The 18,446-nt window shown below is 62.5% G+C and carries 21 protein-coding genes; 12 read left to right on the top strand and 9 right to left on the bottom strand.

Annotated features, from left to right (window positions below):
• Positions 1–68: 68 nt before the first annotated feature.
• A complete protein-coding gene (locus H5P29_RS12740) occupies positions 69–290 on the top strand; it encodes a DUF6500 family protein (protein ID WP_067959595.1) in 222 nt (73 codons plus the stop codon).
• 64 nt (positions 291–354) lie between these two features.
• Here the strand turns inward: H5P29_RS12740 and H5P29_RS12735 are convergent, their stop codons facing one another.
• Positions 355–1,293, bottom strand: coding sequence for a diacylglycerol kinase family protein (locus H5P29_RS12735; RefSeq protein ID WP_067959591.1), 939 nt, complete (start codon positions 1,291–1,293; stop codon positions 355–357).
• A gap of 248 nt (positions 1,294–1,541) precedes the next feature.
• On the opposite strand from H5P29_RS12735, the gene H5P29_RS12730 reads away from it, so the two are divergent.
• Positions 1,542–1,955, top strand: a complete 414-nt coding sequence (locus tag H5P29_RS12730) for a hypothetical protein (protein WP_182573297.1) — start codon at positions 1,542–1,544, stop codon at positions 1,953–1,955.
• Between the two features lie 144 nt (positions 1,956–2,099).
• On the opposite strand, the gene H5P29_RS12725 is transcribed toward H5P29_RS12730, so the two are convergent.
• A complete protein-coding gene (locus tag H5P29_RS12725; protein WP_067959585.1) occupies positions 2,100–2,342 on the bottom strand; it encodes a DUF1344 domain-containing protein in 243 nt (80 codons plus the stop codon).
• A gap of 463 nt (positions 2,343–2,805) precedes the next feature.
• Between H5P29_RS12725 and H5P29_RS12720 the strand changes: the two genes are divergently transcribed.
• A complete protein-coding gene (locus tag H5P29_RS12720; RefSeq protein ID WP_154384799.1) occupies positions 2,806–3,063 on the top strand; it encodes a SemiSWEET family sugar transporter in 258 nt (85 codons plus the stop codon).
• Positions 3,064–3,174: 111 nt separating this feature from the next.
• Here the strand turns inward: H5P29_RS12720 and H5P29_RS12715 are convergent, their stop codons facing one another.
• The 3 genes from H5P29_RS12715 to H5P29_RS12705 form a co-directional block, all read right to left on the bottom strand.
• A complete protein-coding gene (locus tag H5P29_RS12715; protein WP_348640613.1) occupies positions 3,175–4,017 on the bottom strand; it encodes a DUF3137 domain-containing protein in 843 nt (280 codons plus the stop codon).
• A gap of 216 nt (positions 4,018–4,233) precedes the next feature.
• On the bottom strand, positions 4,234–5,295 hold the full coding sequence (locus H5P29_RS12710; RefSeq protein ID WP_067966272.1) for a CapA family protein: 1,062 nt from the start codon (positions 5,293–5,295) through the stop codon (positions 4,234–4,236).
• A 72-nt stretch (positions 5,296–5,367) separates the two neighbouring features.
• On the bottom strand, positions 5,368–6,459 hold the full coding sequence (locus tag H5P29_RS12705; protein ID WP_154384797.1) for a glycosyltransferase family 4 protein: 1,092 nt from the start codon (positions 6,457–6,459) through the stop codon (positions 5,368–5,370).
• Between the two features lie 251 nt (positions 6,460–6,710).
• On the opposite strand from H5P29_RS12705, the gene H5P29_RS12700 reads away from it, so the two are divergent.
• The 3 genes from H5P29_RS12700 (at position 6,711) to H5P29_RS12690 (ending at position 11,598) form a co-directional block, all read left to right on the top strand.
• Positions 6,711–7,145 carry an SH3 domain-containing protein gene (locus H5P29_RS12700; protein WP_154384796.1) on the top strand — a complete coding sequence of 145 codons (435 nt, stop codon included), beginning with the start codon at positions 6,711–6,713 and terminating at the stop codon, positions 7,143–7,145.
• Between the two features lie 110 nt (positions 7,146–7,255).
• Positions 7,256–10,309 (top strand): excinuclease ABC subunit UvrB, encoded by a 3,054-nt coding sequence (gene uvrB / locus H5P29_RS12695; RefSeq protein ID WP_154384795.1) that lies wholly within the window; start codon positions 7,256–7,258, stop codon positions 10,307–10,309.
• Between the two features lie 116 nt (positions 10,310–10,425).
• A complete protein-coding gene (locus tag H5P29_RS12690) occupies positions 10,426–11,598 on the top strand; it encodes a hypothetical protein (protein WP_154384794.1) in 1,173 nt (390 codons plus the stop codon).
• On the opposite strand, the gene H5P29_RS12685 is transcribed toward H5P29_RS12690, so the two are convergent.
• Entirely contained in the window at positions 11,584–11,844 is a 261-nt protein-coding gene (locus tag H5P29_RS12685; protein ID WP_185910346.1) for a hypothetical protein, read from the bottom strand. The genes H5P29_RS12690 and H5P29_RS12685 overlap by 15 nt on opposite strands.
• Positions 11,845–11,931: 87 nt before the next feature.
• Here H5P29_RS12685 and H5P29_RS12680 point away from each other — a divergent pair, with 87 nt between their 5' ends.
• Together H5P29_RS12680 and H5P29_RS12675 are read left to right on the top strand one after the other, a co-directional pair.
• Positions 11,932–12,804, top strand: coding sequence for a LysR family transcriptional regulator (locus tag H5P29_RS12680; protein ID WP_067959567.1), 873 nt, complete (start codon positions 11,932–11,934; stop codon positions 12,802–12,804).
• 197 nt (positions 12,805–13,001) lie between these two features.
• Complete coding sequence (locus tag H5P29_RS12675) at positions 13,002–13,424, top strand: glyoxalase/bleomycin resistance/extradiol dioxygenase family protein (protein WP_067959564.1); 423 nt, start codon at positions 13,002–13,004, stop codon at positions 13,422–13,424.
• A 42-nt stretch (positions 13,425–13,466) separates the two neighbouring features.
• Here H5P29_RS12675 and H5P29_RS12670 read toward each other — a convergent pair whose 3' ends face one another.
• A complete protein-coding gene (locus H5P29_RS12670) occupies positions 13,467–14,084 on the bottom strand; it encodes a glutathione S-transferase family protein (RefSeq protein WP_154384792.1) in 618 nt (205 codons plus the stop codon).
• 228 nt (positions 14,085–14,312) lie between these two features.
• Here H5P29_RS12670 and H5P29_RS12665 point away from each other — a divergent pair, with 228 nt between their 5' ends.
• From H5P29_RS12665 to H5P29_RS12655, 3 genes are all read left to right on the top strand, one after another.
• Entirely contained in the window at positions 14,313–14,744 is a 432-nt protein-coding gene (locus H5P29_RS12665) for a hypothetical protein (RefSeq protein ID WP_154384791.1), read from the top strand.
• Positions 14,719–15,699 (top strand): 4-hydroxy-tetrahydrodipicolinate synthase, encoded by a 981-nt coding sequence (gene dapA, locus H5P29_RS12660; protein ID WP_067959555.1) that lies wholly within the window; start codon positions 14,719–14,721, stop codon positions 15,697–15,699. Before H5P29_RS12665 ends, dapA begins: the two co-directional genes overlap by 26 nt.
• A gap of 128 nt (positions 15,700–15,827) precedes the next feature.
• Positions 15,828–16,091, top strand: a complete 264-nt coding sequence (locus tag H5P29_RS12655; protein WP_154384790.1) for a hypothetical protein — start codon at positions 15,828–15,830, stop codon at positions 16,089–16,091.
• 52 nt (positions 16,092–16,143) lie between these two features.
• Here the strand turns inward: H5P29_RS12655 and H5P29_RS12650 are convergent, their stop codons facing one another.
• Positions 16,144–16,512, bottom strand: a complete 369-nt coding sequence (locus H5P29_RS12650) for a hypothetical protein (protein WP_067959549.1) — start codon at positions 16,510–16,512, stop codon at positions 16,144–16,146.
• Positions 16,513–16,645: 133 nt separating this feature from the next.
• Positions 16,646–17,131 carry an Lrp/AsnC family transcriptional regulator gene (locus H5P29_RS12645; RefSeq protein ID WP_067966271.1) on the bottom strand — a complete coding sequence of 162 codons (486 nt, stop codon included), beginning with the start codon at positions 17,129–17,131 and terminating at the stop codon, positions 16,646–16,648.
• 102 nt (positions 17,132–17,233) lie between these two features.
• Here H5P29_RS12645 and H5P29_RS12640 point away from each other — a divergent pair, with 102 nt between their 5' ends.
• Positions 17,234–18,430: a diaminopropionate ammonia-lyase gene (locus H5P29_RS12640; protein ID WP_154384789.1), complete on the top strand. Its 1,197-nt coding sequence runs from the start codon at positions 17,234–17,236 to the stop codon at positions 18,428–18,430.
• The last annotated feature ends 16 nt before the right edge of the window (positions 18,431–18,446 follow it).

Below are 18,446 nucleotides of genomic sequence, written 5' to 3'. Positions count from 1 at the left end.
GCCCCGGTTTGACACCCGCCCTCGGCTCGACTTACCTCTCGCCACCACCACCCGGGAAGGATTCTCCGATGCGGCCTAGCCTGCGCGCGAAAATACTCGACGTCTGCGCGCGCAAGATCGCCGCCAAGGGCCCTGATGTCGGTCTGTCCTTCTACGCCTTCTTCGCCAACAGGAACGACGACCCAGAGCTTCTGATGGAGGCCGCCGAATGGTGGATCAGGACCCAGAAGCTCGACCACTTCGAAAAGGCCGCCAAGATCGAGGCGATGGTCAGGGCGATGGACGCCTAACTTCCACCCCTTCAATTTCAGCGACTTACGCCAATCCCCGGACTCAGAATCCGAGCCCCTTGAATCAACACCTCACCTTCAAAGCCTTCGCCACCATCTCGTAGGTCGCCGGAATATGCCCGGGCGACTCGCCGTCGATATCGACGAGTGCGGCATTGGCGAGCGGATCGCCCAGCGGTTCGACCGTCACCTTGCGTCCGCGCAGAATGGTGATGGCGGGATGGTTGCGGTGGCGTCCGCCATAAAGCAGGCGCAGGTCGAGAATCAGCTTGAGCTTGCTCGCCGCGCGCAGGATGACGATGTCGAACAGCCCGTCATCTGGAACGGCATCGGGGGCGATCATCATGCCGCCACCGAAGAACCGCTCGTTGGCCACCGCCACGAGCGCCACCCTGGCCTCGACCGGTTCGCCATCGTCGACGGTGATGCGTACGTCCTGGAAGCGGTAGCGCACGAACTCGATCACCGTGCGCCAGAAGAACAGCGCCTTGGCCGGCACCCAGCGCTTGCGCCGGTCGTTGTTGACCGCCCGCACCGTCGCCCCCGACATGCCGAGACTGGCGATGTTGACAAAATGTCGGCTCGCCAGCCGGCCATGGTCCTCGACGAAGGAGATACGGCCAGCGTCGATCAGACGGTCGCTGCCCTCGGCAATGCGCGCGATCGCCGAAGATATTTCGACGGGAATGCCCATACCGCGAGCAAAGTCGGAGCCGGTGCCGCAGGGCAGCACGCCGAGAATGGCCGCATCGCCGGTTTCGGCCTGCATCTGCAAAAGCCCGTCGGCGACCTCGCTGATCGTGCCGTCGCCGCCCGCGGCGACGACCAGTTCGCAGCCAAGCGCCACCAGGTCGCGGGCAAGAACCGCGCCGTCGCCCGGCTCGGTCGTCTCGCGAAACTCGACTTCGCCGAAGCGCTGCGTCAGCGCTGCCGCAACCTCGGTCCAATGCGTGTCCAGTCTGCCGCCGCCGGCCACCGGATTCCTGACGACGCCGACTTTCACGAACGCACCCTCCCCGGCAGCCAACGCGCCGCCGCCTCCGCCTTATTGTTAGCCGCAGAGGCAAATGCGCAAGGGAAAGGTTGCGAAGTTCACATCCTGTCGGCCGCCTTGGCGGAAGAACATGTCGCCGGATGGCTACAACGCTGCCGCGCATGCATAACGCCACCGTCATGCCATGATTGCGGCCAACTGGCGCCGCGATCGGAGCGGAGAAATCGCGGCGTCAACAATCCTTGAGGATTCGGACCGTGATCAAGTCTGCCCTTGTCGCCATGACCATCGTCGGTTGCGACTGCGACGCCAAGCTTTGCGAATATATCGGCGAGACGCCGGCACAGTGGACGTCAGTCGCCGACTGCGAGGCGGCGATGAAGAGCCGCATCCTGCGAGAAGGCAACCACGCCTATCCGTTGGTGACCGGCATCTGCCGCACCACGGTATTTGCCGAGCCGCAGTTGGCATCGGCCCCGGCCGAAATCAAGGAAGCCGAGCCAGCCGAGCGGACCACCGTTGCCGGCATCGTCGAAGGCGGACGCTCGGTCCTCTATCGCACCGCCAATGGCTATGCGCTGGCGCGCAGCGGCCTCAGCGATGCCGCCGCCGGCACGGTTGCCGCAGCAAAACGCTCGTCGAGCTGGCTGGCGGCCAATATCGGCTTCTGAGCCGACCGTCCGGCGGCATGAAAAATAGCCGACCTCGGGAAGAGGCCGGCCATAGTTTGGTTCTGCGTCTTGGAAGGTCTCAAGAACGTCACCCACCCCGCCTGGCGCATGGCAGTGCCGGCAGGGCGGTTGTGCAGACGGCCGTTACGAGGCCGCTTCGATCGCGGTCACAGCACCTGTCGTGTCGTCCACTGTTACCTTGACCTTGGCGCCGGCGGCCAGGCCGTCGACCTTGAGGGTTTCGGGGATGACATAGGTCTTGCCGTCGTCGAGCGTGATCGAGCGTGTCGCCGGATCGACCGACTGGACCGTGCCCTGGACCTCGGCGGCATAGGCGGCACCGATGAAGGCGAGCGAAGCGACGGTCGTTGCAAGGATCTTGTTCATGTCTGGTACTCCCGTTCAGGTCTGTCCCGGCTGGTCCTGCCCTCGTAGCAAGGCCCGCCGAACGAGATGGAGACTGACCTGCGGAATGGTCCGACGCAAATCACGAAGCGTGAAATTATCGAACGTAATCATAGGCTTATTTCCGCCGCATTTGACCGCAACCGGCACATGTCTGGATGCTTCGCCATCACCCCGATCTCGCCCTAGCCCTTGCCAGCCATACGCTGACCGGCGTCACACCGCCGTCATCGCGCCGCCACCCCAAGGTCCGATTCCGGAATGGCCGATCACGAAACGCCGTTCGACATCGGCGTGGACAGATTTTTTCCGCGCGGGCCGCCACCCTCCCGCGACGTTTTGCGCCGTCGTTTCGTTGGTCCAGCTCGCCCGGTTGCCTTCACAGCAGCCGGTGATTCTGGCATAGCTCGCGCCGCACGATCTGTGCTTTTGGGAAGCTCCCGTCTTGAACCCCCTGTTTGAAATCGTCGGCGCCGTCGCCGCCATCCTGACCACTTTGTGCTGGTTGCCGCAGATCATGAAGATCCTGCGCGAGCGCAAGACAAGCGACATCTCGCTCGGCACCAACGCCGCACTCGCCACCGGCATCTCGCTGTGGATCGTCTACGGCATCGCACTCGGCTCGCTGCCGGTCATCGTGTCCAACATCGTCACGCTGGTTTTCATCCTCGCCATCGTCGGGCTCAAGCTCCGCTTCGGCTAGCGGATCGGCCCGAATACCGGATTCGGATTTCGGAAAGCACGATACAGCGCTTCAAGGTATTGGAGCATTCTTTTGCGCGTCCGTACGGACGCGCGCCGCTCCAACCGCGCCCTACGACCCGATTTTGCGCACCAGCGAGGCCGTCGCCAGGATCGTCGCCATGTCGGCGATCATCGGCTCGACATGCACCTTGTAGTCGAGAGCCACATCCGACGCCGGCAGCTCGAAAAAATCCTTCTGGTGTGGCAACAGCAGAAATCCGCTCGTGCCCGACAGCGCGATCCGCGCCGGCTCGCCCGGCCATGCCTCCTTGAGCCAGGTCAGCGCCTGCGCCATCTGCCCCGACACCAGCGGCTGCGCAGCCTCGACATTGTCGCTGCGGAACTCGTAGGCCATATCAAGGTCCTGGACCCCCGACCGGAGTTCCTTCAGGCCACTGCCAAAGAGTTCGCCGAAAAAGCTCAGGACCGCATTGGTCCGGATCGTTGCGACCAGCGTACCCTCAAACGGCTTCTTCAGTCCAAACGCCACGATCACGCCCTGAAAGGTCGTGGAGTCGTGCTTTTCCGCCCGTTGCGTGAGCAGTGTTTCGTACAGCTCGAAATCGAAACCATCGTAATTGCCGGAAATGAAATCATCGATCTCGAGGTTGTTGTACTTGCCAACCGTAGATTCCGGTAAGTTGACAAAGGACGGTGGCGTCGCGCCCCGTTCATGGCGCATATTTTTGATGAAGCCGAAGACGATCGGCAGCAGCTTGTTTCGAAACGATGCGTTGGCGGCTTCGAGCGGCCGCATCGCACGGAAATAGGCGAAGAACGCAGCGATGAAGCCCACGACATAAAGATAGACATGCGGCGTCGACAGCCACTGCTCATTGAGGTCGGCTATGAAGTTGAAGATCAGCGCCAGAACCAGAACTGCAACGATCACGCCGCCGAGATAGAGGGGCACCCGCCACACCGTCGAAAGCCTGATCGCATTGCGCTCGGCCTGATAGGCTTCGAGGTCCTTCTTGATGCCCGCGGTCGTCTCCTCGTCGGGCATGAAACCAGCTGCGCTCATATGTGCCCCCATGGCGCGCCGAGATCGTGCCGCCCACTTACCGGATGATAGCGGCTTTTCGCCAAATGTCGCGGCGTAAACAAGGAGATGCAACGGTATCCGGACTCAGCTGGTGAGGCTGGCGGCAGCGGCTCCGTAAACCGCCTGCCAGCGCGCCCGCACTTTCGTTCCAAGCTCGCCGTCGACCTTGTCGAGCGGCACCATGCTCTCGTGCGCGCCGTCGCGCTGGCGCATGAACGGCACCAGCCGGTAGCTTGCAATCTCGCCGCGCGTGGCAGCGTCGGCGCTGACATCGACGACGAGGATCGCGCCGATCCGTCCTGGCCAGGGCTGCCGCGCCAGCGCCGTGCCGAGAAAATCGCCCAGGCCGTAGGCCACCAGTGTGTCGTCGGCGCGCGCCATCGGCTGCACGACATGGGCGTGATGCCCGACAACGAGCCCGACACCCAGCTCAGCCAGTCTCCGCGCCCAGCCACGCGTGACGGCGCACGGAAAATGCCGGAACTCCCAGTCCCAGTGCGGCACAGCGCAAACGAGATCGGCCCCTTCTGCGCCCGCCAACCCGTTGCCGGCCGCGGCAAAGAAATCGTCGGCCATGGCAACGCGCCCAGCGAAGGCCTCCGCGGGCGCATTGCGCCACTGCGTGAATGCGGCGAGCCCCAGCGTCAACGGGCCGGCTGCCACCTTGCTCACCTCGGTGGTCGTCCCGATAGTCGCAATGCCAAGCCTGCCCAATGCCGCAAGCGTCGCATGATAACCGTCTGCCCCCTGGTCGAGCACATGGTTGTTGGCCAGCGACAGCACCAGCCGCTCCGGCGCGATGGCAGCCGCCGCCAGCGTTCCGGTGAGAAATTCTTCGGTCATCGCATGATGCGTTCCGAGCCGCGTTCCCAGCCGCGCGCTCGGCCGCTCCACGACAGGGCTCTCGCAATTGCCGACCACCAGATCGGCCGCGGCCAGGAGCGCCGTCAGATCGCGGTCGAAAACAGGCGGCTGTTTGTTGGCGACGGCGGAAATGTCGCCGACGAATGCCAGGCGCACGCTCTGCCCCGGCTTGGGCAGGAAACGCACCTGATCAGGCAGATAGCCCGGACCGGCACGCCGCAGCGACGGCCTGATGAACCGCGCCGGCCAGGAGATCTTGTAGGAGAAAGGATAGTTGGACACGCCACGCCTGAAATTGACTGCGGCCACCCTAGCAGCTTTTCATTGCGTACAGCTGGCGCTTTCGGCCGGCCGTTACTTTTGCCGCAGCTTCTTGCTCGAGCGGCCGATGGCCAGGCGATAGATTCTGTCGATCTCGCCGACGATCCGCTTGGGGTCGAGCTGCCGTGCGATCTCCTGTCGCCCCGCCTGCCCGACGGCTCGACGCTGCGTCGCGTCGCGCAGGTCGAGTGCTGCCGCCGCCATGCCATCGACGTCGCCGACGGCAAAGCTCTGCTCCCTCGGCAAGAGGTCGACCATGTTGCCGACCCGCGTCGACAGAACCGGTAGCCCGGCCGCCATCGCCTCCAGCGGCGCGATCGGCGCCTGCTCGTCGCGCGAGGTCATCAGAAACAGGTCGAAGGCCGGCAGCAGCTCGAGCGCGTCGTTGCGCAGTCCCGGCAAATGGATTCGGCCCGTGAGCTCAGGCGCCGCGATCGCCGCGTCCCACTCGGCCATGATGTCGTTGCCCTGATTTGTCGAGCCGATGACCAGCAGTTCGGCGTCGACATCCTCGTCCAGCAGCTTGCGCAGCACGCGCACCATGTCGATCTGGTTCTTGCGCCCGCCGAGTTGGCCGACCGAGCCGATCAGAAACGCCTCGTCGCGAATACCGAGGGCAGCGCGAGCCCGCGCCCGCGAGGCGACCGACACCGGCTCGATCCGGCCGACGTCGAACATGTTGGGCAGCAGGTGGATGTGCCGGCGCGAAACCAGCCAGTGCTTGACGTAATAGTCCACCGTCCACTGGCTCAGCCCGATGACCTCATGGGCAAACAGCCATGGCAGCTGGTACTGGCGCGCATGCGCCGTCATCACGATCGGCGTGCCGGCCGCGCAGCGGAACACCAGCCCGAACTTGTTGCCGCGGCTGCCATGGCAGTGCACCACGTCCTCGCCCCAATCGCGGATGGCATAGCCGACGCGGCGGATTTCCCTTGGCGTCGTGGCGAAGTTCGATCCCATCATCCGGACCGGGCCGTCGAAATGCTGATGCTCGATCCACGAACCCAGCGAATGCACCAGCATCACCTCGTGCTCGGCGTCGAGCTGGGCCTGGATCAGGATCCTGGAACTGGTGGCGACGCCATTGAGCGCGCCATGGCCGACAAGATGCGCGATCTTCATAGCGCCGATGTCTGCTGCGGAAAGTGGATCGGAAAGGTCATCTGGCGTCCGGGTCAGGAACTGAGTGCACGCTCTCTAACATCCCGCGACGATCAGGCAAACACGGCTTATGGACGCCACCTCGCCGCGCCCGCAGCTCTTGCCGCCTTGTTACCCAGGCATAAAGCATGATGCCTTCAGCACACTGGCGCGCGCAACATTTGCCAGTAATCTCAAGCAGTTCGCAATGAACGGGTCTGGAGGGACTGCCCATGATGCTTCGAAGACTTGCCACCGCTGCGGCCTTGCTGGCCGGGTTGATGGCGTTGCCTGCCGGTGCGATCGCCGCCGAAGCCTACACCACCGGCAACGTCAACGTCCGCAGCGGCCCCGGCATTGGCTATGCCAGGATCGGCATTCTCTACGAGGGCACGCGCGTCGACTTGCGCGGCTGCGACGGCAACTGGTGCAACGTCTACGGCCCGCGCCTGCGCGGCTGGGTCTCGGCCAACTATCTCGACGAATATGTCGGTCGTCCGACGGCCGTGGTCGTCGCGCCCACCATCATCGTGCGGCCACCGCATTATCGTCCGCCGCACTGGAACCGCCCTCCTCACTGGAACCGCCCGCCCAAGCCACGGCCGCCGAGGCCACGCCCGCCCGGCGCCAACTGCAAGATCGCGCCCGGCTTCCCCTGCCCAAGGTGACAACCTCCTGACAGCCTGATGTCAGGAGCCGAATTACCTCTCCATGCGGGTGCCGGCTTTCCGGCATCCGCGCCCTTTCCATTTTTGCCGAGACCGCCCATATTTCGCTCATGGCCAAATCTCCTGACAAGAAATCGCCCGCTCTGGGAAGCGACAACCGTGCCGCACAGCGCAAGCGCGGCGGCAATGGCGTAACCGACTTCCTCGACGCTTCCGAGCCGTTGCATCGCCCCGGTTTCGGCGAAGCGCCGCAGGCCGCGTTCTCGGGCGCACCGCTGTCCGGTTCGATTTCGGATTGGGCCGAAGAGATTGCCCGCGAGGCTGAGAAGCCCCAGCCCAAGGCCAAGAAAATCCCGGAGAAGAGCTCGGCCCCGACCCGTTCGGCGCGTGGCACCTCGATGGGCGGTGCTGCCTCCGCCAAGGAGCGTGCCGCCGCCGGTCTCAACCCTGTCGCCGGCCTCGACATTTCGTTGGAGGACGCGGCGTCGCTGTCCAACTCCGGCGTCACCGCCACCGTCGCGGCGCTCTCGGCCCTGATCGAGAGCGGCAACCCGCTGCACAAGAACGGCGAGATCTGGGTTCCCCACCGCCCCGCTCGACCGGAAAAATCCGAAGGTGGCATCCAGATCGTCATGCAGTCGGAATTCGAGCCGGCCGGCGATCAGCCTACTGCCATCAAGGACCTCGTCGAGGGCGTCGGCAATGCCGACCGCACCCAGGTGCTGCTCGGCGTCACCGGCTCCGGCAAGACCTTCACCATGGCCAAGGTGATCGAGCAGACGCAGCGCCCGGCGCTGATTCTCGCGCCCAACAAGACGCTGGCAGCCCAGCTCTATGCCGAGTTCAAGAAGTTCTTCCCCGACAACGCGGTCGAGTATTTCGTCTCCTATTACGACTACTACCAGCCCGAGGCCTACGTCCCGCGCACCGACACCTATATCGAGAAGGAATCGACCATCAACGAGCAGATCGACCGCATGCGCCATTCGGCGACGCGCTCGCTGCTCGAACGCGACGACGTCATCATCGTCGCCTCGGTCTCCTGCATCTACGGTATCGGCTCGGTCGAGACCTACACGGCAATGACCTTCCAGATGCAGGTCGGCGACCGCCTCGATCAGCGCCAGTTGCTCGCCGACCTCGTCGCCCAGCAATACAAGCGCCAGGACATCAATTTCGTCCGCGGCTCGTTCCGTGTCCGCGGCGACACCATCGAGATCTTCCCCGCCCACCTGGAAGACTCGGCATGGCGCATCTCGCTGTTCGGTGACGAAATCGATGCCATCACCGAGTTCGATCCGCTCACCGGCCAGAAGACCGGCGACCTCAAGTCGGTCAAGATCTACGCCAATTCGCACTATGTGACGCCGCGGCCCACCTTGAATCAGGCCATCAAGTCGATCAAGGAAGAGCTGCAGCATCGCCTGCAAGAGCTTGAAAAGGCTGGCCGCCTGCTTGAAGCCCAGCGCCTGGAACAGCGCACCCGCTTCGACCTGGAGATGCTGGAAGCGACTGGCTCCTGCGCCGGCATCGAAAACTATTCACGCTATCTCACCGGCCGCCGCCCCGGCGATCCGCCGCCGACGCTGTTCGAGTACATCCCCGACAATGCGCTCGTCTTCATCGACGAAAGCCACGTCACCGTGCCCCAGATCGGCGGCATGTACCGGGGCGACTTCAGGCGAAAGGCGACGCTGGCCGAATACGGCTTCCGCCTGCCCTCCTGCATGGACAATCGGCCGCTGCGTTTCGAGGAATGGGACGCCATGCGCCCGCTCTCGGTCGCCGTGTCGGCGACGCCGGGGAGCTGGGAGATGGAAGAGACTGGCGGCGTCTTTGCCGAGCAGGTCATCCGCCCGACCGGCCTGATCGACCCGCCGGTCGAGGTGCGCCCGGCCAAGAATCAGGTCGACGACGTCGTCGGCGAGATCCGTGCCACCACCCAGGCCGGCTACCGCACGCTGGTCACTGTGCTGACCAAGCGCATGGCCGAGGACCTGACCGAATACCTGCACGAGAACGGCGTCCGCGTCCGTTACATGCACTCCGACATCGACACGCTGGAGCGCATCGAGATTCTTCGCGACCTGCGCCTTGGCGCTTTTGACGTGCTGGTCGGCATCAACCTTTTGCGCGAAGGCCTTGATATTCCCGAATGCGGTTTCGTCGCCATTCTCGATGCCGACAAGGAGGGTTTCCTCCGCTCGGAAACCTCGCTGATCCAGACCATCGGCCGCGCGGCTCGTAACGTCGACGGCAAGGTCATCCTCTACGCCGACCAGATCACCGGCTCGATGGAGCGCGCAATGGCCGAGACCACGCGCCGCCGCGAAAAGCAGATGGTGTGGAACGAAGCCAACGGCATTACGCCGGAGAGCGTCAAGTCGCGCATCTCCGACATCCTCGACTCGGTCTACGAGAAGGATCACGTCCGCGCCGACATCTCGCAGTTCACCGACGGTGCCGGTGCCATGATGGGCAACAATCTGAAGGCCCATCTCGAAGCGCTCGACAAGCAGATGCGCAACGCCGCCACCGACCTCGATTTCGAGAAGGCCGCCCGCATCCGCGACGAGATCAAGCGCCTGCGCGACATGGAGCTCGCCATTTCGGACGATCCGCTGGCGCGCGAGGTCGAGGGCCAAAGCCCCGCTTCCGGCCGCGAGAAAGGCAAGCACAACAAGGGCGTCGCCAAGCACCGCACGGTCGAGGAACAGGAGCGTTTCCGCAAGCTGGACGAGGCCCGCGCCGCCGAGGAAGCGGCCAAGGCTGCCCGCCCGAACCTGTTCCGCAAGCCGAAGCTCGACGAGATGGGCGCCGACGGTACGGTTCCCGCAGGCAAGTCGCTGTTTGCCAAGCCTCACATCGACGACATGGGACCAGGCACCGACATGACCACGCCCGCCGGCGCGGTCTCGCGGTCGCTGTTCAAGAAGCAGTCGGCCGCCGAAGCCCACGGCTCCGATTACGGCGTCCCTGACGACGGCAAGTCGCTGTTCAGGAAGAACGACCTCGACGAGATGACCGTCCGCCGCACTGAAAAGCCGGTCGAAGGCGTCAAGCCGATCAAGCGCGCCAAGATCGGCGCCGGCTCCTACGAGGATCCGGCCGAAGCCGCGCGTGCGAAAAAGAAGCCGGGCAAATCAGGGCGGCCAGGGCAATAGCCGCCGTAAAATTGTTGCATATGTATTGAGAATACTGACGGTACCAACAACAGGCGAGAGAGCAGCAGGAATTGCGCGAGCTAGAACCTAACGAGATTTGCGGCTGTGGCTCAGGCTTGACCTACGTCAAATGTCACAAGAAAACTTCAAAGAAATACTTTATTGACAAGAATGGAAAATATAGCCTTCAAGTTCCATATTCCCCAAAACTGCAGGAGAGCCTGACCGATAGCAGGAAGCGGTTTAAGAAAATCTTTGGGCGCGCGCCACGGAACAATGAGCCAATCATATTTGAAAAATTCAGAATCGGTGAAGAGACGCACTTTTTTGACAAGGCCTTAAGAGCTGCAAACAGCGCCGGTGTAGACGAGGCTCTTATTTATGCATGGCGCAAGACCGAAGTAATCATCTCAGAGGAAACTCTACACTTATTCACCAAGGAAGAAAAAGAGGAGTGGGGCGACGCCATCGCTGAATATGAGGAAATACTGGATAGCGGAGTAAACCCGTTTTATATATTCACTTACCTTGATTCAGAAGAGTTTGAATCTTTTTTGGAAATGAAATCAGTATTAAAAGAAATCATATCAGTCGCCGACCTATCTCTAGACAAGATAACAAACAAAATAAATATAACATCGCAGAAAGACAAAAATCTACCAATACTCCTTAGTTACAACTCAGTATTACATGCAATATACACGATAAGCAATATAATACAAGAAAGATACAGTGATGATTGCCTTTCGATTGGAAGGGGCATCTTCGAACAATATCTAAGATGCAAGACTCTGCGAGTTGGCACCTTAGATCCTGAAGCCATCCTATGCGCATCCCTTGCAAGTCAAGGAATCCTTGAATACGCAAGGAAGAAAAGTGGAAAAATCGACTATTCCAGAGTAATAAATCTAGACGGCTCCCATGTTGATGTTTCGCTAACTTACTCCTCTCTAGCTCAAAAAACTGGAGAACCGGAAGATTATATTTTTTACAATAATATATACAAGAACCTATCTTACTATGTTCACAGGGACCTGAGTCAAAAGCTCATAAATTCCTTAACAAAAGGAAGATTACAGCTCACTGCAGAAGACGACGAGATAGCTGGCGTATACACAATATCAATTATTGTCTTCATGTTTTTTGAGGAAATACTTAAGAACGAGTGGGTTCCATCCCTCGCTAGAAAGGACCTTACATACAAGATTTCTCAGCTGGAATACAATCTTTCGGTAATTTCAAAGAACAAAAATATTAGATCAGGAAAAGTTCCCTTACTTTTCATCTGAAGCACGGTCATTCATCGCCCTGCCGCCATCCGTCCGTTCCCGCACCAGCCAGTCGATGTTGCCGCGCGGGATGCAGAGGTCCTTCAAGGTGGCATCGTCCAGCCGCGACAGGCTGCGCGCGGCGCGCCATTCGCCCAGGGCCGATGCGGCCGATCTGACTGATGCCAGCACGGCGCGGGCGAGCAGCGCGAAGGACTGACGGCCGCGATGTGCGGTCTTGCCTTGATTGTCGATCATGGTCGTCATGGCCGTTCTCCAGGGTTGGGAACAGGCTAGCGACGCGATTGGCATAATGGAAACGAATGCATATTATGGCCTCAATAAGAGGTTCTTATGCCCCATAATATCGACATCAGCTTGCTGCGTGCATTCTTGGCCGTCGTCGATACCGGCGGCATGACCAGTTCGGCCAAGGTGCTCAACCTCACCCAGGCAGCCGTAAGCCAGCAGGTGAAGCGGCTCGAGGACAGCTTCGGCTGCGCACTCTTCGAACGCGACCGCAAGGGCCTGAAGCTGACGCCAACGGGCCAGCGCCTTGTCGTTCAGGCGCGCCGCCTTGTCCGCAACAATGACGAGGTCTGGTCGGCGATGAACGAAGCCGAATTCGAGGGAGAAATCCGTCTCGGCATGCCTTCCGATTTCGTCCGCTGCTTCGGCGCACCGATCCTCAGGCAATTCGACCAGGCTTGGCCCCGCGTGCGGGTGTCCCTTGTCTGCGGCTCAAGCCAGCGCCTGCTTGAAAAGCTCGACGGCGGCGAAGTCGACTTGACCTTCGCGGTGGAGAAAAAATGTGGCCACAATGGCGAGACGCTACTATCTGACCCACTGGTCTGGGTCGGTGCCAAGGGTGGCCAGGCCTTCGAACGCGATCCCCTGCCGATATCGACGGACGACGAAACCTGTTTCCTCAGGCCCTTCGCGCTCAAGGCTCTGGCAGACCATGGGCGCGTCTGGCGCTGGGTCTGCGAAGACAGCAATTTCGATCCCATCCTGGCGACACTCGACGCCGATATTGCGGTAGCACCGCTGCTGGCCTCGACCATACCGCCGGGTTTTGAAGTTCTGGGCGAGCGGCATGGGCTGCCGTCCTTGCCAAGCTTCTGGATCAATCTCTATCAGCCGCATGCTGGGCCGACGCGCCTCTCGGCAGAATTGGCAGTGCACATACGCGACGTGGTCGGCACCCGTTCGCAGTTGGTAGCGTGATCCAGGTCGTTGTTTGCAACGGAGCCGCACGCTTTCAGCCTACTTCGGCTCCGATACAAAAGAATCTCGCCGACCATGTCGGATGTGGCGGTCGCCGCTCGTCCTTGCAGTGAGGCATCGGCCGACGGCGGCTACGGATGTCCTGAAATGCGCCACCGCAAGTGGCAATCGGCTCAAGCGAGGAACGGAGACAACTGATGTCGGAAGCTCAAGCATACCCTGCCCCGAAGGTCCTTGGTGGCCTGATCGCCTACTTGCAGGTCGACGGCGCCTTCAAGGCGGCCGAGTTCTACAAGCGTGCCTTCGGCGCCGAGCAGGTCTTCGCCTACCCCGCCGATGAGCAGGGCCGGACCATGCACTGCCACCTCTACATCAATGGCTCGTCGCTGATGCTGAACGATGCTTATCCCGAACACGGCCATGCGCACGAGAAGGCGCAGGGCTACGTCATGCAGCTCATCCTCGGCGACGACATCGATGCCTGGTGGAAGCGCGCCGTCGATGCCGGCTGCGAAGTGGTCGTGCCGCTCGACATCATGTTCTGGGGCGACCGCTGGGGCCAGCTGCGCGATCCGTTCGGCGTCGCCTGGGCGATGAACGCGCCGGTCAAGCCGGCCTGACAGTCCTAAACCACGCTGCGCGCCGCCAAGGCGCGCAGCGACCTACCGGTCGTGCGTCTCGCCCGACAAGGGTGTCGCCAGCATCGACGGACGTTGCTCGAACGCGTCGAACCAGGCCGTCAGCCGCGCCCGCCCGCGAAACGACGGAAGCTCGCGAAACGCCATCCACGACAGCGCCGTCGCCACCGCGATGTGCCCGACATTGAGCGGCGCATCGGCATCGATGGCACCCTCAAGCCAGTCGTAGCTCGCCTCGATCTTGTCGCTGTAGCCCTCGGCAAGGGGCTGATAGCGCAGATGCTCGGGTCGCCGTTCCGTCTCCCAGCGCAGGCCGATGCCCGCCTGCGCCAGCCCCTGCGCCACTGCCTGCAGCCGCAGGGCCCGCCAGCGCGCCTCGCCCGCCTCAGGGATCAGCTTCGCACCGTCATGCAACGTGTCGAAATAGGCGCAGATGACGTCGGAATCGAAGATCGGCCCGCCGCCGTCGCGCAAAAGCACCGGCACCTTCCCGAGCGGGTTTTCGGCGTAGACACGCGCATTGCGCAGGGTCGGGCTTGTCTCGTGGTGGATCACCTCCAGCCAGTCGACGATGCCGGCCTCTTGGGCGAACACCAGCGCCTTGCGGGCGAAAGGCGAATGCGTCTGGTAATAAAGGATCATCGTTTTCCCATGCAGGTTGGCACCAGTTAGCTACGCCGTTCTAGCCTGCACGCAGCGAGAATTGCGCTCTCATTGGCGCACGCTGGCGCAACTTCATTGCACGCCTGCCTGCCGTTTCGATACGTTTCCGCATATGGCAACAGGCCGCTTCGTCCCTATGCGATTCATATAAAGCAGCCCGCTTCCCTCTCTCGAATTCACATGGCGCGAAGGACTATCTCTTCCGTCATGAAGCCGGAAACCATCGCAGCCCTGATCGACCGTGTCGCCGACGTCAGGATCCTCCGCGAGCACCACGTCTGGGCAGCCGCCGAAATTTTCGGCTTCGATGACCTCGACAGCACGATGCGCCGCAAGTTCAGGGCGCTGATGGAAGCCGACGCGCTGCTCGACGCGGTGCTGTCGCTTGCCGCGAGCGCCGACCCGCCGAGATCGGTCGGAAACGTCAGGAATCAGAGAGGACACTGGGTCTGTACCGTGCGCTGCGACGCAGCCGGCAACAGACGAACCGCCACGGCCGAACACGCCGATTTCGCCGCCGCCGTTCTTGCGTCACTGCTGGCCAGCCTCCAGCAGCCGACTGTGGCGCACCGCCACCGCCCCCCTTCCCACCAGCATGATGGATCTTCCAGCCATGAACACCAACGCCACGCACAATGACCAGCTTCGCGGTCGCCTTTTCGGCGCCATTTCAGCGCTGCCCACACCTTTCAGGGACGGTGAAGTCGACCTGAAAAGCCTCGCAGCTTTTGTCGACTGGCAGATATCAGAAGGCATCAACGGCCTCGTTCCCTGCGGCACCACGGGCGAAGCCCCGACGCTGTCCTGGCATGAACGCATCATGGTGATCCGCAAGACGGTCACAGTGGCGAACGGGCGCGTTCCGGTCATCCCGGGCACTGGTACCAACAGCACCGAATCGACGATCGCATTCACCGCCGCGGCGCGCGATTTCGGCGCCGATGCCGTGCTGGTCGTCACGCCCTATTACAACCGGCCGAGCCAGGCCGGCATCGTCAGGCATTTCGAGACCATCGCCGCCAAGGTCGACACTCCTATCATCGTCTACAACGTGCCGGGCCGCACCGGCGTCGACCTGACACCTGCCACCATCGAGCGGCTGGCCGACATCCCCAACATCGTCGGCTTCAAGGACGCGACCGGCGACCTGTCGCGCCCAATGGCGTTCGCCCAAAGGTTCGGCGAGCGCTTCGTCTGGCTGTCCGGCCACGACGCCACCGCCTTCGGCTTCAACACCATGGGCGGCAGTGGCACCATCTCGGTGGTTTCCAACATCGCGCCGCGCCTGTGCGCTGCCATGCACAACGCCTGCCGCAACGGCGACCCGCACGCCGCCCGCGTCATCAACAACCGCCTGCGCCCGCTCATTGCGGCACTCGAACTGGAAGTCAACCCGGTGCCGGTCAAGCATGCGCTTCACCTGATGGGCAAGATGGCATCGGACGTCCGGCTGCCCCTGGTCGAGGTCGAACCGAATACTGCATCCGCTATCAGCGACAACCTGTCGGTGCTCGACGCGCAGGCCCGCCCCTCGCGCGCGCTTCGTTCCGTCCGGATGGCCGCCCGCGCGGCCTCCAACCCCAGGCATTTATGAGATCTGAATTTCTTCGTCCCGCGCCGCCAATCGAATTCATATGGCGAGGGCATCACATCGTGAAATGCAACGAACCTCTCGAGAGACGGCAGCACCGTTCCCGGGAACTTCAGGAAAGGCACGACATCATGGGTACTCTTGCTAGCGACATCCATCCGGCGCTTCACGCCCACCGCTTCATGGTCGGCCGCGACCCGCAGGGGCGCTGGGTCGTCAGCGACGAACTGGGCATGGTCGGCGGCATCTTTGCCGACAAGGATTCGGCGGTCCGCTTCGCCATGGCCGAAAGCGACCAGACGCCGGGCGCGGTATTCTGCGCGCCTTGCGAGGTCACGCTCAACATCGAGCCGATCTCGGCTCACGAAACCGCAGCCGGCACCGGCCACCACTAGCCCTGGAGCAGTAGCTCCAATGTGCGAATTCACGCCTCCCGCCTAAGTGTGTTCAATGACCCTCATGGCTGCCCCCTCCGGGGCCGCCGGCGGGAAAGGAGCACGGCGCCATGGCAGGTCTCAGCACATTCGCCTTCGCGGCAGGCATCCTCGGAACAGTAGTGGCATTCTCGGTCGCCGATGCGGCGCCGATGGTATCAGCCCCAGGTGACCCGGCAGGCCTGTCCCGCAACGATGACCTCATTCTGATCGGCAGCAGGTCGGTCACCGTCTCGAAGTCGACAAGCAAATCCAGCTCGCGCTCGAAAAGCTGCTCCAACGGCAGTTGCACCACCGACAGCGACTCCCAGAGCAATACGGGTACCAGTTCCTCGACAAGCACCTCGACGAGTACCAACTCTTCGAGCAACTCGAACACCAATTCGAACTGATCCGATATCGCTCCATTCAGTTTTCAATGCCGATCCCCAGCACCTCACCGACCCGCTCCGGCGGGTCTCTTTTTTCGCCCATCGGGCCGTTGGGATTCAGATCAAGTCGGCCTCATGGGAATATCAAGCACCCAGCGGTACCGTCAGCCCGGCCTTGACCCGGTCCATCGCCACCAGCGTCCGGAACTTCTTGATGTTGGGGTTGGCGAAGAAAAGCCGCCGCGTCAGCGCCTCATATTCGGCCATGCTGGCCACCGTCACCACCAGCACGAAATCCGCCTCGCCGGTGACGTAGTAGCACTGCTGCACTTCGGGTGCCGCGCCAAAACTTGCCTTGGTGGCATCGAGCAGGTCGATCTGCTCGCTCTCGATTGAAATCTCGATGATGATGGTGATCGGCCGCCCGACCTTGTCGGGGTCGACGACAGCGACGTTGGCCGCGATGACGCCCCCCTCCTCCATACGCTTGATGCGCCGCTGCACCGCCGGCGCCGACAAATGCACCGCCTCGCCGATCTGGCGCTGCGGCGTTGCATTGTCGCGTTGCAGAATATCGAGGATCCTCAGGTCGAAATCGTCGAGCTCGACAGCTTTGCCGACATTCCTCAAGACATCGTCCCCGCGATACAAACTTGCACAATACTGGCCAGATAAGAGCGCATTTCTCATGACCGGTGCAATATGAATGCGTCGATCGAGGAGATATCGCCCATGCTTATCCGCAACCAGCACGCCGACTATCGCAAGCCGCTCGAAGCGGTCGATGCGGAAACGCTTGGTATCGAAGCCGCCGAGACGGTCGAACGCTTCCTGTCGCACCGGCCCAACCATCGCCCGACTCCGCTTCGCTCGCTGCCGGCGCTGGCCCGGGAACTTGGCATCGGCGCCGTCCATCTGAAGGACGAGGGTTTTCGCCTCGGCCTCGGCAGCTTCAAGGCCCTCGGCGGCGCCTATGCCGTCATTCGCCTCGTGCTGGAGGCGGCGGAAGCGCGGCTCGGCCGTCCGGTCGCCATCGCCGAACTGCACAGCCCCGAAGTGGCAAAAATCTCCGCCGCCATGACTTTCGGCTGCGCCACCGACGGCAACCACGGCCGCTCGGTCGCGCAAGGGGCGCAGCTTGTCGGAGCGCGCTCGGTGATCTTCGTCCATGGCGGGGTCAGCGACGCGCGCGTTGCGGCCATCGCCCGCTACGGCGCTGTGATGGAGCGCGTCGCCGGCACCTATGACGACTCCGTCGCCGAGGCGGCGCGGGTCTGCGAGGCCAATGGCTGGACCGTCGTCTCCGACACCTCCTGGCCCGGCTACGAGCGCATCCCGGGCCTAGTCATGCAGGGTTACACGGCGATCTTCCGCGAAGCCCTCGAAAAGCTGCCTGAAGCGCCGACCCATGTCTTCATCCAGGCCGGCGTCGGCGGCATCGCCGCTGCCGCTGCCGGCTATCTCGCCAACCGCTATGGCGAGGCGCGCCCGACCTTCGTCGTCGTCGATCCCGCCCGCGCCGCCTGCATCTTCGAGACCGCGCGGCAAGGCAAACCGGTCAAGATCGCCCATGGCGAACCGACCGTCATGGCGATGCTCGAATGTTACGAGCCGTCGCAGGTCGCCTGGCGCGTGCTGTCGCGCGTCGCCGATGCCTTCATGACCGTCGAGGACGAGACAGCCGTCGAAGTTATGAACCTGCTTGCCCGCCCCTTCGACCATGATCCCGTGGTGGTCGCGGGCGAAAGCGGCGGCGCCGGCCTCGCCGGCCTGCTCGTCGCCGCGCGTGACGCCGGCATGCGCGCCGCTATCGGCCTCGACGTACATTCGCGCGTCCTGCTCGTCATCACCGAGGGTGCCACCGACCCCGACCGCTACCGCGAGCTCGTCGGCCTGACGCCGGGAGATATTGCCATCGCGGGGAAGTGACGCACGGCAGCGCTTC

The organism is Aminobacter sp. MDW-2, from assembly GCF_014250155.1.
GTDB lineage: Bacteria > Pseudomonadota > Alphaproteobacteria > Rhizobiales > Rhizobiaceae > Aminobacter > Aminobacter ciceronei.
This window is presented reverse-complemented; position numbering and strand designations above follow the sequence as displayed.

Excerpts from the sequence above, each read along its gene's own strand:
- H5P29_RS12740 (WP_067959595.1), top strand. The coding sequence starts at position 69 with ATGCGGCCTAGCCTGCGCGCGAAAATACTCGACGTCTGCGCGCGCAAG.
- H5P29_RS12725 (WP_067959585.1), bottom strand. The coding sequence starts at position 2,342 with ATGAACAAGATCCTTGCAACGACCGTCGCTTCGCTCGCCTTCATCGGT.
- H5P29_RS12705 (WP_154384797.1), bottom strand. The coding sequence starts at position 6,459 with ATGAAGATCGCGCATCTTGTCGGCCATGGCGCGCTCAATGGCGTCGCC.
- H5P29_RS12700 (WP_154384796.1), top strand. The coding sequence starts at position 6,711 with ATGATGCTTCGAAGACTTGCCACCGCTGCGGCCTTGCTGGCCGGGTTG.
- uvrB (WP_154384795.1), top strand. The coding sequence starts at position 7,256 with ATGGCCAAATCTCCTGACAAGAAATCGCCCGCTCTGGGAAGCGACAAC.
- H5P29_RS12685 (WP_185910346.1), bottom strand. The coding sequence starts at position 11,844 with ATGACGACCATGATCGACAATCAAGGCAAGACCGCACATCGCGGCCGT.
- H5P29_RS12680 (WP_067959567.1), top strand. The coding sequence starts at position 11,932 with ATGCCCCATAATATCGACATCAGCTTGCTGCGTGCATTCTTGGCCGTC.
- H5P29_RS12675 (WP_067959564.1), top strand. The coding sequence starts at position 13,002 with ATGTCGGAAGCTCAAGCATACCCTGCCCCGAAGGTCCTTGGTGGCCTG.
- H5P29_RS12670 (WP_154384792.1), bottom strand. The coding sequence starts at position 14,084 with ATGATCCTTTATTACCAGACGCATTCGCCTTTCGCCCGCAAGGCGCTG.
- H5P29_RS12665 (WP_154384791.1), top strand. The coding sequence starts at position 14,313 with ATGAAGCCGGAAACCATCGCAGCCCTGATCGACCGTGTCGCCGACGTC.
- dapA (WP_067959555.1), top strand. The coding sequence starts at position 14,719 with ATGAACACCAACGCCACGCACAATGACCAGCTTCGCGGTCGCCTTTTC.
- H5P29_RS12655 (WP_154384790.1), top strand. The coding sequence starts at position 15,828 with ATGGGTACTCTTGCTAGCGACATCCATCCGGCGCTTCACGCCCACCGC.
- H5P29_RS12640 (WP_154384789.1), top strand. The coding sequence starts at position 17,234 with ATGCTTATCCGCAACCAGCACGCCGACTATCGCAAGCCGCTCGAAGCG.